The following is a 13,553-nucleotide window of genomic DNA, read 5'->3' as shown; positions in this document are numbered from 1 at the left end:
TCCGTTCGATTCATATGGTTTTAGTATAGGAAAAGGAATTTCTCGGGGCCGCCTCTCGGCGGCCTTGCGAAAAACAAATCCAAGTTAGACCATTTCAAATGGTTCGATGTCTGCCCGGATGCGACACTGAAGTTAGTGTCCATCCTCGCAGTATCCGGTTCTCAAGGTGCACGCCCCGCGGCTCATCCGGTCCGACCGGGCCGCGCGGCAAGGAGATATATTGCCAGACCGGAGGGGCCCCGTGGGCGGGAATCGCGCACTCCATATTTTGTTCACAAATGAATAGGTCCCTCAGTCGCATCACTGAGGTTAAAACTGAGGCATTGGCTTCTGATATTGGCGATGACCAGCTGTTTTATGAGTATTGAGACATCGGTCATCTCTGGAGCGCTACTTTACTCCAAAGGCATCAGCTATTTGTTTCCCATCGGTAAAAGGCGGGTTTTGTTCGCCAAGCGTTCTTATATATAGATAGATACGGGTTCGAACCCGTGCACCGGCAACAAAAAAGCGGCCGGCATCCGCCAGTCGCTTTTCTATTCTATGGTGGGCCGTCAGGGGTTCAGCCTGCTTCGCAGGCGGCCGCTGCGGCGCTTTCGCGCCTTGCGCGCTGCGCTGACAAACGCTCACGCGTTTACTCAGCTCCGCGCTCCGACGGGTTCGAACCCGTGCACCGGCAAAAAAAGCGACCAACCGGAGTTGATCGCTTTCTATTCCATGGTGGGCCGTCAGGGGTTCGAACCCTGGACCTTGGGATTAAAAGTCCCCTGCTCTGCCAGCTGAGCTAACGGCCCGCGGGTGGCATTGTACCACGGTCTGGGACTATTCCCAACTCCATTGGCCGTTCTGGAAAATCACAACTTCACGTCCATCAGGCGTAATGCCCGCAATATCGATGTCGTCCGTGCCGATCATAAAATCGACGTGCGTGCTCGAGACGTTAACGCCATGCTCCAGGAGCTCCTCCTTGGACATGTCATACCCACCCTCGATGCATTCGGGGAAACCGACACCTAGCGCGAGATGGCAGCTAGCGTTCTCGTCATAGAGCGTATCGTAGAACAGAACACCACTTTCGCGGATCGGCGTGTTCTTGGAAATGAGCGCGACCTCTCCCAGGTGAGCAGCGCCCTCATCAGTATCGATGATACTTGCGAGCGTTGCCTTGCCCACGCGGGCATCGTAGTCCACTACGCAGCCGGCCTCGAACTTAATCCAAAAATCGTCAACCTTGTTACCGTGGTGAATGAGCGGCATGGCCGAGTACACGATACCGTCGGCGCGCATGCGATCGGGCGAAGTGAAGACTTCCTCGGTGGGAATGTTGGGGAAGAAGGGGTGCCCATCGGGCGTCTTGCCCTTGCCGCCGGCCCACTCGTGCCCCTTCGTCATGCCAATCGTCAGATCGGTTCCATTTGCCGCGGTGTAATGCAGGCAGTCGAAACGATTGTCGTTCAGGAAACGCAGGTTCTTTTCGAATGCGGCGTCATGGAGCTCCCAGTCGCTCTCTGGGTCCTGGCCATCAGCGCGAGCGGTGTGCAGAATCGCATTCCACAGCTTATAGATTGCAACCTCATCGGCGTCTCCCGGGAACACCTCGCGCGCCCAAGCCACGACCGGAGCGCCGGCGATGCACCACGGATTGATGTTGTAATCCAGTCCACGGCGGAAAACTTTGCACTGCGTGTTCTTTGCCTTAGAAGCTGCAGCGGGCTTAGCGGGATCGATGCCCTTGAGGGCCGCAGGATCCGCACCCTCGATAAAGACAGAGCAGGCACCATCCTGGGCCAAGGAATCCAGCTGCATGCGCTTCCACTCGGGTGTCTGCTCAAAATAGCTTTTCTCGACATGCTCGTACGTGAGCCTCGTCACGGCATCATCGGCCCAAATGACCGTCACGTGGCCGGCGCCGGCAGCATAGGCCTCCGCGACCACCACGCGCGCAAACGGCGCGCACTCGACCGGAGACTGAACGACAACCTCCTGGCCGGGCTTGACGTTTACGCCCTTGCGGACGACCAGGCGCGCGTAGTTTTTAATCTTGGGCTCCAGGGCCTTCATGCCCTCCAGAGCCTCTTCGACCGTCAGGGCAGCTCGAATCATGTGCCACTCCATCTATCTATAGAACAGTAAAAAGGCGCGCCGCAAAAACGACGCGCCTTATATCTTAGCGATATGTATGGATACAAACGCTACTTCTTCTTGGAGTCCTTCTTGTCCTCCTCGGCAGCTGCGCGCTCGATAAGAGCGTTGAGCTTGTTCTCGGACATGCCCTCGGCCTGCGCGCGGTACATGTTGCGCAAGGGACGAATACGAGCGAAGTCGTAGATAAAGTCACCTAAGATGATGACATAGGACAAAACAATGCCGACCATCTGGACGGGACTGGACACCGTGCCGCCGGGAGCGAAGTAGAGCGAAGCCCAAATTGCCACGACGAGTACCATGCCAATGGCGAGCACAATCCACCAGATGCGACGGCGCTTGGTGTAGTCCTCGTCCTGCTTGAGGAGGATATTCGACACCGTATAGATGCGGTCCTCCTTGGCGCGCTGCTTAGCCTTGCGGGCGCGCTTCTCCTCTTTAGAGAGGCCCTCGAGGTTCTCGCCCTTCTCGAGCTCTTTGCGGCGTGCCTTAGACGAAGCCGGCACGACGCGAACGGAGCTCGCTGCTTGGCGGGCGGGCTTAGCAGATGCGGCAGACTTGCGCGCAACCCCGGTAACTTCGTGGGATTGCGTGCGCTTGTTCGTGGCGCTACGGGTACTCACTTATGCGTTCTCCTTCATGCTTGTGAACTGGGAGCCCGTGATGATCTGGAAGGCCTCGCGATAGCGCTCGGACGTGCCATCGATGACCTCGGCGGGCAGGTGCGGGGTCTCCCCCGTCATATCCCAGTTGGCCTTGAGCCAATTGCGGACGAATTGCTTGTCGTAGCTAGGCTGGATCTTGCCCTCCTCGTAGCTGGCAGCAGGCCAGAAACGGCTGGAGTCGGGCGTGAGGCACTCGTCGATCAGCGTGACCTTGCCATCAATAACACCAAACTCGAACTTGGTGTCGGCAATGATGATGCCACGGGTCGCGGCGTACTCGGCAGCGGCCTTGTAGATCTTGAGGGAAAGGTCGCGAATCTGCGCGGCGATGTCCTCACCCACGATCTCGCAGCAACGCTCGAACGAAATGTTCTCGTCGTGGTCGCCGATCTCGGCCTTCGTGGACGGCGTGAACAGCGGCTCGGGAAGCTTGGAGGCCTCGGTCAGACCCTCGGGCAGCTGAATGCCGCAGACGGTGCCGTTCTCGTCATAGGTCTTCTTGCCCGAACCGGTCAGATAGCCGCGGACGATGCACTCGATAGGAATCGTCTGGGCCTTCTTAACCAGCATGGCGCGGCCAGCGAGGTAGTCACGATACTCAGCAAACTCCTCGGGGAAATCCGCCGGGTCGATGGAAACGAGATGGTTGGGGACGATGTCGGCAAACTTATCGAACCAGAATGCCGAGATGCGATTGAGCACCTCTCCCTTAAACGGAATCTCGTCGGGAAGAATGAAGTCGAACGCAGAAATGCGGTCGGTGGCGACCATCAGCAGGTTTTCACCGGCATCGTAGATATCACGAACCTTGCCACGGGAATCCGGACGACGCTCCATCGTTGTCACGTGAGTCACTCCTTACCTAAATACGACAGAAATGCGGGTTCTTTCCCGCATGTTTTCGCAAACTCGGAGCGGCAGGGACGCGGCCCCTCCTTCACCGAATAGCGAAAAGCTAGTGCTCCATTGTAGTAGATGCCGCGTCCGCCGTGTGCTCGCGGGGCAGATGAATTGTAAAAGTCGTACCCTTTCCAAGCTCCGACTCCACGGATATGTAGCCATGGTGACGCTCGACGATCTGCTTGGTCACGGCGAGGCCGACGCCCAGGCCGCCAGCTTCGCGGGCGCGGCTGGCATCGGCGCGCCAAAACCGCCCGAAAATGCGCGACAGATCGTCCTTGGCAATACCGATGCCGGTATCAGAAACGGCAATGCTGACGTGCTTGCGGTCACTGAGCACCGACACCACGACCCAACCGCCCTCGGGGGTGTAGCGCATGGCGTTGCTCATGAGGTTGATAACACATTGCGTGATCATGTCGGGATCGGCTTCGACGACATCGTCGTGACCCTGGGTCTCGTCCGCAAAACGCAGGCGCAGATCGCGGTCGGCAAACAGACGCTCCTGGCCGTTCACAATCGATCGCACGAAAGGAACCATGTCCACCGGCTCAAGGTTGAGCGGAGCCGTGCTGTTTTCCATGCGCGACAGGTCGAGCATCTGCTGCACCAGACGAGCCAGGCGACGCGTCTCGGAAGCAACGGTCTCCAAATGCTCATCGTCGGTGGGATACACGCCGTCCTGCATGGCCTCGACCGTCGCAAGCATCGCCATAAGCGGCGTGCGCAGCTCGTGTGCGACATCCGAGGTCAGGCGCTTCTCGTGTTTCATATCCTTCTCGAGCGAGGTGGCCATCTCATCGAAGGTCTCACCCAGCTGATCGATCTCGTCATCACCGCGCAGCCCCGTGCGAGCCGACAGGTCGCCGTCACGGATTTGCTTTGCGGTACTGGTGATGCGATGAATCGGTTTGGTGAGCATGCGCGACACGAGCGATCCGATAACGACCGAAATGCAGATTGCAATAACCGCGGCGAGGGCCATGGCGTTAAAGGTCTTCTCCCTAAACGCAGAGTCCGCCTTGGTGAGCAGAGCGTCGGAGCCGATGGCCCACAGCTTTACCTGTCCGACATGCTCGCCGGAAGACGTTACAATCTCGACGTTAGCAACGCTATCGGAGTCGGTTGGAGCAGACGAGACCGGGCTATGCGATGCCCTCTTGCCGCTCGTGTCGTCGGTCGTAGCCTGGTTTTCGCGTACATCGGCGGTGGCGCTTGCCGAGGGCCAGGAATCGTCATAAACGATCACACCCTTTTTATTGACGACCTGCATGCCCAGATCGTCGGAAACCAAACTCGACGTTGCGACCGTGCGCAGTTCTCCCGCGGTCCAAGAGCCGTTTTCCTCATATGAGGTCGCCAACTTCTCGGCAGCGGAATTTGCGATTTCGACGATATTGGAGCGTGTGTAATCCGAAAAGACCGTGCCCCACACAACAGAGACAACGCCCACCAGCACCAATACCGTCATGAGCGATGTCAGAGCAAAAGCAAGTGCCATGCGCGAGGGATAGCTCATCGTTGGCCGTGAATCGGAACGAGGCGTGTTCCAACTAGCCTTGGAACCCGCCTCGCTCTCCTGCTTGTGCTTTTGTCCGATTTCAAAGCGCGCAGGTGTCATATGTGATTTCCCTATTTCTCGTCCGACTTATCGGTCTTGGCCGGAGCCTCGAAGCGATAGCCGACGCCATGGACGGTGTAGAGCCACTTGGGCTTCTTGGGATCATCGCCCAGCTTGGCGCGAAGATTCTTCACGTGGCTATCGATGGTGCGCTCATAGCCCTCAAAGTCATACCCGAGCACTTTCTCGACCAGCTCCATGCGGTTATACACACGGCCAGGATGGCGGGCAAGCGTGGTGAGCAGCTTGAACTCGGAAGCCGTCAGATCGACTTCCTTGCCCTCGACCAAGATCTTGTGGCCCGAGATATCGATGACCAGATCGCCGAAGTCGAGTACCTCGACGGCGGGCTCGTCGGCCTGATGGGCACGGCGGAACAGAGCACGAACGCGGGCGACGAGTTCGCGCGGCGAGAACGGCTTAATCAGATAGTCGTCGGCGCCGAGCTCAAGACCGATAATACGGTCCTCGATCTCACCCTTAGCCGTCAGCATGATGATGGGGACATCCGAGGTATCGCGAATGGTGCGGCAAACGCGCTCGCCGGGGATCTTGGGGAGCATAAGGTCGAGCACGACCAGGTCGAACTGATGCTTCTCGAACTCCTCGATCGCGGACTGGCCATCGCCGACGCCCACAACCCAGTAGCCTTCGCGCTCGAGATAGGCAGCGACGGCGTCACGGATTGCCTTCTCATCCTCGACCAGCAAAATCTTTTTTGCATCTGAAGCCATAACACGGCCCCCCTGTCTCAATTAGCTAAGAACAAGCCCATTTTAACGCACCTGAGCCCGCCAGATGCCGCTATGACGCGGCAGCTCGGCGGGCGGTACTCACAATTACAACGCGTTTATTCCCCTGTTGGCGCCTTTTTAACCCCTCTAAGCTTAAAGAGAGAATAGGCGTGCAGTGACCGTCTCTGGTATACCCTGGCTGTTGCGCACCGTGGCGTACGTAAGGAATGAGTCCGATTTTCCCGCCGTAGCTGGATAATCGCCATACTCCAAAGCGCGGTCGGGCGACAGCAGCGAGCCATAGGTCTTGGCAGAGGTGTCGATCAGGAAATGCGACGCCTGTACCTTAACAAGGTATTTATTCTTCTTGCCAGCCGCACATGCGAGCGGCTCGCGTGACAGGAAGAGGTACGGCCCTCCCTCATTACCGATATACGTGCCCATATTGCCCAGGCTGCCCACGCCACTATAGGTCGCCTCGATAGAAAACACGAAGGTATCGCCCATATATACGGCCTCGAAAGGCGAAACTGACGAAGGGAGGACCAGCTGGGCACGCTTGGTGTTGTTGCCGTCGGTCAGATCGATTGCCGTTATGCCATAGTAGACGCCCTCGTCGTTGCGGACACGCGGCGAGATGGTCAAAATGCCGTCGCTCGCGCGCGGGGCCGATGCAAAGCGGCCCGTCGATTTCCAAATTATCTCGGCCTTGGATTCATCAAGCGAGCGACGATAGCAAAACGAATCACTACTCGTTTTATTGCCGCCTGCCGAAGGCATTTTATACCAGATGACTGATGACCCGAACGCCGTAAACAGGGGCGGATCATAGTCCTTGCCACCTCGATCGAGCTCAACCACGTCGCCAGAGAGCGAAGCGCCCGACAGATTTTGAGCGTAGAGCTTCCACGATGAATTGGCAAAGTTCATCTCAACCCACGCGAATACGCCGTCGCCGGCACGGACATCGTAGAATGCGTATCCCGTGCCCTCGATAGGATCCTCGATTAATGTGGTAAGCGAGCCATCGCCCAGGTTGAGCACACCGAGTGTGTTGGCGTGCAATGCCGATGCGGGCGCCATCATCGCCGCGGCGTAATCGCCGTCGCAGTAGTACAGCAGCGTACCCAGAGGCAGCGTCCACGACGCCGCCGGCTCAAGATCGATGTCGACTGCCTCGTACTCATCCGTAATCGAGATGATTTTGGAATCATCCTTGATAACCTGCGGCTCGCCGGCGGCATCATCGCTGGTACCCGTTTTTTTCGAGCATCCGGCAAGCACCGTGGCAGCGCCCGCAGCAACCCCACCGAGCACAAAGCCGCGACGCGATATTCCGTTCTTGATGTGATCGGCGATACCCATTAGGCGATCTCGGCGCGAGCGGCCTCGATAGCGCGTGTAAGCTGGTCGGCGCAGGAGGTCTTTTTCATACCGCAGGTATTACCGGCGAGAACCTCGATTACGCGATCGGCAGGAGCGCCCTCGACCAGCTTGGAGATAGCCTTGAGATTGCCGTCGCAGCCGCCGGTAAACTCAACGCCCATCACCTTGTTGCCGTCATCGGAAAGGTCAAGGTGAATATTGCGAGCACACACGCCCTGAGGCTTGTAATCAAACGAAATCATGCGATCCCCTCTCAGAATGTTATTCGAGACGACTATTATCCCCGTCTTTCCCTAAATGCAACGAGGCGCTTTGCCGGCAACACACATTACCAGCAAAGCGCCCTAAAAAGCTAACGTTATGCCCGAACCTACTCGAAGCTCAACTGCTCCAGACGATCAAAGACCGTGTCGATGCGGGTGAGGAAGTCCCACGGATCAAAGATCTCGTCGAGTTTCTCCTGGCTGACGGTGCAGCGCGGATCGGCCTCGAGACGTTCCTTAAAGGTGGGGCCGGAGACACAATCCTGCACCTCGTGCCAGGTGGCCATGGCGTTCTCCTGCACAATGGCGTACGCGTCCTCGCGGGTGATACCCGTATCGACGAGGGCCAGCAGGACCTTGGAGGAGAAGATGAGGCCGCGTGTCTTGTTGAGGTTGGTCATCATGCGAGCGGGATACAGCTGCAGGCCATCGATAACGCGGATGAGGCACTGGAACATGTGGTCGAGTGCGATGAAGCTATCGGCCTGGGCGACGCGCTCGGCAGAGGAGTGCGAGATGTCGCGCTCGTGCCACAGGGCGACGTTGTCGAAGGCGACCTGCGCGTTGGCCTTCACGACGCGCGACAGGCCGCAGACTTTCTCCATGGTGATGGGGTTGCGCTTGTGCGGCATGGCGGAGCTGCCCTTTTGGCCCTTACGGAACGGCTCCTCGGCCTCGAGCGTATCGGTCTTCTGCAGGTTGCGGACCTCGGTAGCGATACGCTCGCAGGTGGCCGCGGTGGTGGCGAGAACGCCGGCGAGATAGGCGTGATGGTCGCGGCTGATAACTTGCGTGGACAGCGGGTCGTGAACCAGGCCCAGGTGCTCGCAGACGTACTCCTCGACGAACGGCTCGATGGAGCTGTAGGTGCCGACGGCACCGGAGATGGCACCGAAGGCAACATTCTTGCGAGCGTCCTCAAGACGATCCAGATCGCGCTTGAGCTCCCAGGCCCAAGAGCCAAACTTCATGCCGAAGGTCATCGGCTCGGCGTGGATGCCATGAGTGCGGCCGGCACAGAGCGTGTTGCGCTCCTCAAAGGCGCGACGCTTGCAAATCTCGCCGAGCTTCTTGACGTCCTCGATGATCAGGTCGCAGGCCTGGGTGAGCTGGTAGCACAGAGCCGTGTCGCCCAGATCGGAGCTGGTCATGCCATAGTGAACCCAGCGGCTGGGCTTGGGGTCGCCCTCGGGAACATCGGCATCGATGTATTCCTTCATGTTGGTCAGGAAGGCAATGACGTCGTGGCGCGTGACTTCCTCGATCTCATCGACCTTCGCCTTCTCAAAGTTGGCATGGTCGCGGATCCACTGGGCCTCGTCTTTGGAAATACCGATCTTGCCGAGCTCCGCCTGGGCCTCGCAGGCCAGAACCTCGATTTCCTGCCAAATGGCGTACTTGTTCTCGAGGGAGAAGATGCGTCCCATCTCCGGGCGGGTATAGCGATCGATCATAGCGGCTCCTTTTTGGTTATTGGCACGTTGGTCGTAACCCAACCATTGTACCGTGCGCAGGTGCAAGTATGGGCAGCAGGCATTAACCTAACATTTTGGAATTGGAGCGAGCATGGGGACGTCCGCGCATTTGCTTCGCAAATACGCACCGGCTTCAGTGGCATACCGAGATCCGGGGAAGTGCGGGAGCAAAGCGGGCTGAATCTACCATTCCCGAAATCTTCCTTGCTCCATGGAGCGGGCAACGGGACGTCCGCGTATTTGCTCCGCAAATCCGCACCGGCTGCGGTCGATCTCCTCGGATTCACGGAGACGATGGGGAAAACTTTGTTGAATTGGCCGTCCCGAGTTCTCCCGCGCTCGGTGGAGCGGGCAACGGGACGTCCGCATATTTGCTTCGCAAATCCGCACCGGCTTCAGGCGCCTGCCGGCGCCTTCGCCTGCTCGCTATAAACGCTTCGCGTTTATTTAACGCTCGCACCCTGTCGGGTTCGAGTCCCGGCACTTTATTGAAAAAGGCACGGTAACGAAACGTTACCGTGCCTGAAATTCGAATGGAGCGGGCAACGGGACTCGAACCCGCGAGTGTCAGCTTGGGAAGCTGATGCCTTACCACTTGGCGATGCCCGCTTGTGTGTTGGCTAGTATAACGCGGTTGTCTTGTTCGATACAAGGGTGGCGATGCTTGTTTTAGCTGTGGAGATTCGTTTGAAAATCGCGTCAATTGTGGAGATGAGGACCTTTGACCTCCTGTTCTCCTTATCTTCTACCTGCGCTTTTGCTTGATTGTTGTATTTGAGCTCAATTTGTCAGGAATTGGGCAAGCTTTTGGTCAGCCTTTGGTACTTACCCGCATGAACCTCGGGGGTAGCCTCATCCTACGCGTCGCAGCCTCCCCATGCGGCGCACGAGGGATAAGGAGCAGCCATGTCCAACGCACCCACGCACTCTGTCCACAGCGCAATCGCAACAGGTCCGCTGCTCCTGCTCCTCTTCCTGCTTTTCGGCTGCCTGGCACCGGGAGCCGCATTTGCCGTCGATGGCTACGACCAGCTCGGCTTCCGCACTATTAGCGATGATTGTGGGCCCTTCTTCATCGGCAAGTATGAAGCTCAAGACGCCTCGATTGCCTACTGCATGAACCAGGAGCGCCCCGGCCCCACCAAGCCGGGCGGCCCATGGCTCAACTTTGATCAAGGCTGGATGTGGCTCGACGACGAGTTCGCGGCAATCGTTTGTCACGGATATCCCACCACCACGTCGTTTGGCGGTTACCATCTTTCACCCGATCGCGCCCGCGCCGCCACCCAGCTTGCCGTATGGATGCTCAACGGCACTACCCATGTCGACGGTACCTACTCCTACACGACCGCTCAGGGCAAAACCAAGAGTGGGCACTTTACCGCCGACAATGAAGTCGTGGCGGCGGCGCGGTGGCTCCACGACAGCGCAAAATCAGGAAGCATCAAAGCCGCACCGCACCGCGCGCGGCGCTATCTAGGAACCGTATCGGGCGGCAGCAGACGTCAAGACATGCTCTATGTACTGCCGGCGGTCTCTGTTTCCTTCCAAAAGCAGTCTGCAAACGCTGCCATTACCAGCGGAAACAATACTTATCAGTTTGACGGGGCAACATTCGATATTTTTGAGAGCGCCAGCGGCGCGCGTGTCGGCACCATCCAGATGGACAGCAACGGTCGGGCGCAAGCAACTCTTCTGCCCAACACTGCATACTACCTAGTTGAAACGAAGGCGCCGGCCGGCTATGTCCCCCGTCGTGATCGCATCGCCTTTACCACGGGGAATGACGGTGGACAGGTCGCCATTGATGAACAGCCCGGCACCATCAACCTGCATATCGTAAAACTCGATGCCGCGACGAATGCCGGCCCCCAGGTGGGTTCTTCGCTCGCAGGAGCAGAGTTCACGTGTGTGTCACAATCAACCCCTGGATGGGCGCAAATCCTCACGACCGACGAAAGCGGTCGGGCCACCCTCGCCGATGTCCCCTTAGGAACCTTTACCATCTACGAATCAAAAGCCCCCGAGGGCTACCTGCCATCCAACGACAGCTGGACCTATACCGTCGGAGCCGACCAGCTCGGCGATTCAGGCGTGGTCGAGATCGAATCTCGCATTTCCGATATCCCCATTGCGTTTGACCTTGAGATTTCCAAATTCAAGGATTACGGCAATAGCGACCAATCCGGCCTGGAGCAGCCGGCGGGTGGTGTTGTCTTTGAGGTTGTCAGCAACAGCTCTCAGCAGGTTGTTGGCACACTGACCACAAACATCTATGGCTTTGCCTCCACCAAAGACCAGCCCGAAGCATGGTTCGGCACAGGTAAGCGACCCGCCGGTGTCCACGGAGCCGTCCCATACGACCGTGCCGGCTACACGGTTCGCGAGGTTCCGGAAACCGTCCCCGAGGGTTTTAAACGTGCAGGGGAATGGACCGTCGGGGCCAATCAGATTTCCAACGGCGCCGAGCTTCAATATATCGTGGACAACCACGCTCTGTCGACGCATCTCCAGATTGTAAAACGCGATGCCCAAACAGGCGCTTCTGTTCCACTAGCCGGATTCACCTTCCAACTCCTCGACAGCAATCACGAATCTGTCTCACAAACTTGCTGGTATCCAACACATAACGTAATGGACACCTTTACGACTGACGCGACCGGGACCGTCACACTGCCCGAATCGCTCGTGCCGGGCACCTATTATGTACGCGAAACCTCGGCCAAAGAGCCCTATCTTGTCGGCGAGGAGATCGAGGTAAACATACCCGCCGAAATGAACCTAACGCCCGTTGCAATCGCCTCGTATTATGACCACGCCGCGACCGGAAACATCAGGATCGTTAAAACCGATGCCGTAGACGGCAGCAGCCTCGCGGGCGCCGTCTTTGAGATCCGTGCCTCGGGTGATATCGTGCGCCCCGACGGTAGCATTGCCGCGCTCGACGGTGAGACTGTCGCTACCGTCACGACGGATGAAACTGGAGAAGCACGCGCGGACGACCTCCCGCTGGGATCTGGCACCGCACGCTACGAGGTTGTCGAGACTCAAGCGCCGGCAGGCTTCTTACTCGATCGGACATCCCATATTGTCGACCTTACTTATGCCGACCAGAAAACACCCGTTGTAGAAGCACGGCTTAACGTATCCGACGATTACACCAAGGTTGATATCTCCAAGGTCGATGCAAGCGGTGAGCAGGAAGTGGAAGGCGCACAGCTCACCTTATATGGTCCCGATAAAACCGAAATAGACTCCTGGACCTCATCCGACAAGCCGCACCGCGTCGAACATCTTGCACCTGGCACCTACTCGTTGCGCGAAATGATGTCTCCGCGGACCTATGACCTTGCCGAGGAGATAACGTTTGAAATAAAAGATACGGGAGAAGTCCAATCCGTCGCGATGAAGGATGCGCCCATCGAGATCAAGGGGCAGGTCGACAAGCGTCAGGAACTTGTCCAACCTATCGAAAAGGGCCTGTTGGCTAACGGCGATGGTAAAAACCGCGCCAGGACGCAAACCAATAGTGATGGGCTTTTCTCCTATACCATCGATGCTCGAAACGATTCCGCTACTTGGGTTGATGAGTTTACGATTACCGATGATCTTGAGTGCGCCAAAGACGGCACGGCGAGATTCATCTCAATCGAAACCACCGTCGCCATCGGCGACCTCAACGGTCTGTGCAACGTGTGGTATCGCACGACGCCGTTGGACTCGACAGACGTCGATGAACCGGCGAACGCGACACTTGACGATGGGCACGAAAATCCTTGGCTTGAGTCCGACGAAGTAAAAGAGAGCCTTGGTGAGGACTGTCGCCTCGTCGATTACGACGGCTGGCGCCTCTGGAAGGCGGATGTCTCGACCACGGAATCCACCACACTCGAGGCGGAAGAGCTCGACCTTGCATCCAATACCGTCGTAACGGGCATTCGAATTGAATACGGTGCGGTAGCTGCCGACTTTACGACTCGAAGCGATGCGGATTCTTGGACCCGCGATGATCTCAAAGATGAGCACGACGACCTTGACGATGCCAAAGCAATCCTTGGCACAGACGCTCGGGGCGCAGTCGTGCACATGCAGGCAACGTCGGCTTATACGCCCCAAACCGCACTCACCAACAGCGCGCGCGTCGATCTTTGCCGCAACGGCGGCGGCGATAAACTTGAGTCACATGACGAGGACCGTGCCATTCAACGCTGTACCCTACCGCAGGGCCTACCGGCAACAGGATCAGTTCCCATCGCCGCTTGCATCACCGCGCTCCTGACCTCGGGTGCCGCAGCCCTATGGTTCGCTCGCCTTAGGTCGATCCCAAAGAACCGCTAGCACGATGAAAAAGCGGGCGAGCCAGT

Annotated in this window: 9 protein-coding genes and 2 tRNA genes; 1 reads left to right on the top strand and 10 read right to left on the bottom strand. The window is 57.8% G+C overall.

What is annotated here, in order from left to right; genetic code table 11:
* Positions 1 to 718: 718 nt before the first annotated feature.
* The 10 genes from GDJ93_RS09570 to GDJ93_RS09525 all read right to left on the bottom strand — a co-directional run bounded on the left by GDJ93_RS09570 (position 719) and on the right by GDJ93_RS09525 (position 9,798).
* Positions 719 to 794: transfer RNA gene (locus GDJ93_RS09570), tRNA-Lys, on the bottom strand.
* Between the two features lie 28 nt (positions 795 to 822).
* Positions 823 to 2,103, bottom strand: coding sequence for an aminopeptidase (locus GDJ93_RS09565; protein WP_152068610.1), 1,281 nt, complete (start codon positions 2,101 to 2,103; stop codon positions 823 to 825).
* Positions 2,104 to 2,192: 89 nt separating this feature from the next.
* Complete coding sequence (locus tag GDJ93_RS09560) at positions 2,193 to 2,768, bottom strand: hypothetical protein (protein WP_117848470.1); 576 nt, start codon at positions 2,766 to 2,768, stop codon at positions 2,193 to 2,195.
* Complete coding sequence (locus tag GDJ93_RS09555) at positions 2,769 to 3,647, bottom strand: phosphoribosylaminoimidazolesuccinocarboxamide synthase (protein ID WP_117743382.1); 879 nt, start codon at positions 3,645 to 3,647, stop codon at positions 2,769 to 2,771.
* A gap of 118 nt (positions 3,648 to 3,765) precedes the next feature.
* Positions 3,766 to 5,331 (bottom strand): sensor histidine kinase, encoded by a 1,566-nt coding sequence (locus GDJ93_RS09550; RefSeq protein WP_152068609.1) that lies wholly within the window; start codon positions 5,329 to 5,331, stop codon positions 3,766 to 3,768.
* Positions 5,332 to 5,342: 11 nt separating this feature from the next.
* The gene (locus tag GDJ93_RS09545) at positions 5,343 to 6,065 is read right to left on the bottom strand and encodes a response regulator (protein ID WP_006236208.1); all 723 of its coding nucleotides are present in this window, start codon (positions 6,063 to 6,065) and stop codon (positions 5,343 to 5,345) included.
* Between the two features lie 153 nt (positions 6,066 to 6,218).
* On the bottom strand, positions 6,219 to 7,430 hold the full coding sequence (locus GDJ93_RS09540; RefSeq protein ID WP_152068608.1) for a twin-arginine translocation signal domain-containing protein: 1,212 nt from the start codon (positions 7,428 to 7,430) through the stop codon (positions 6,219 to 6,221).
* On the bottom strand, positions 7,430 to 7,693 hold the full coding sequence (locus GDJ93_RS09535; RefSeq protein ID WP_117848466.1) for a TIGR03905 family TSCPD domain-containing protein: 264 nt from the start codon (positions 7,691 to 7,693) through the stop codon (positions 7,430 to 7,432). The genes GDJ93_RS09540 and GDJ93_RS09535 overlap by 1 nt, the downstream gene beginning before the upstream one ends.
* 128 nt (positions 7,694 to 7,821) lie before the next feature.
* Positions 7,822 to 9,168 carry an adenylosuccinate lyase gene (gene purB, locus GDJ93_RS09530; protein WP_152068607.1) on the bottom strand — a complete coding sequence of 449 codons (1,347 nt, stop codon included), beginning with the start codon at positions 9,166 to 9,168 and terminating at the stop codon, positions 7,822 to 7,824.
* Between the two features lie 555 nt (positions 9,169 to 9,723).
* Positions 9,724 to 9,798: transfer RNA gene (locus tag GDJ93_RS09525), tRNA-Gly, on the bottom strand.
* A gap of 297 nt (positions 9,799 to 10,095) precedes the next feature.
* On the opposite strand from GDJ93_RS09525, the gene GDJ93_RS09520 reads away from it, so the two are divergent.
* Positions 10,096 to 13,527 (top strand): SpaA isopeptide-forming pilin-related protein, encoded by a 3,432-nt coding sequence (locus GDJ93_RS09520; RefSeq protein ID WP_152068606.1) that lies wholly within the window; start codon positions 10,096 to 10,098, stop codon positions 13,525 to 13,527.
* Positions 13,528 to 13,553 lie beyond the last annotated feature (26 nt).

The sequence above is a fragment of the Collinsella aerofaciens genome, from assembly GCF_902501475.1.
Lineage (GTDB): Bacteria > Actinomycetota > Coriobacteriia > Coriobacteriales > Coriobacteriaceae > Collinsella > Collinsella aerofaciens_AL.
Note: the sequence above shows the minus strand (reverse complement) of the source record. Positions and strands in the feature narration are given on the sequence as shown.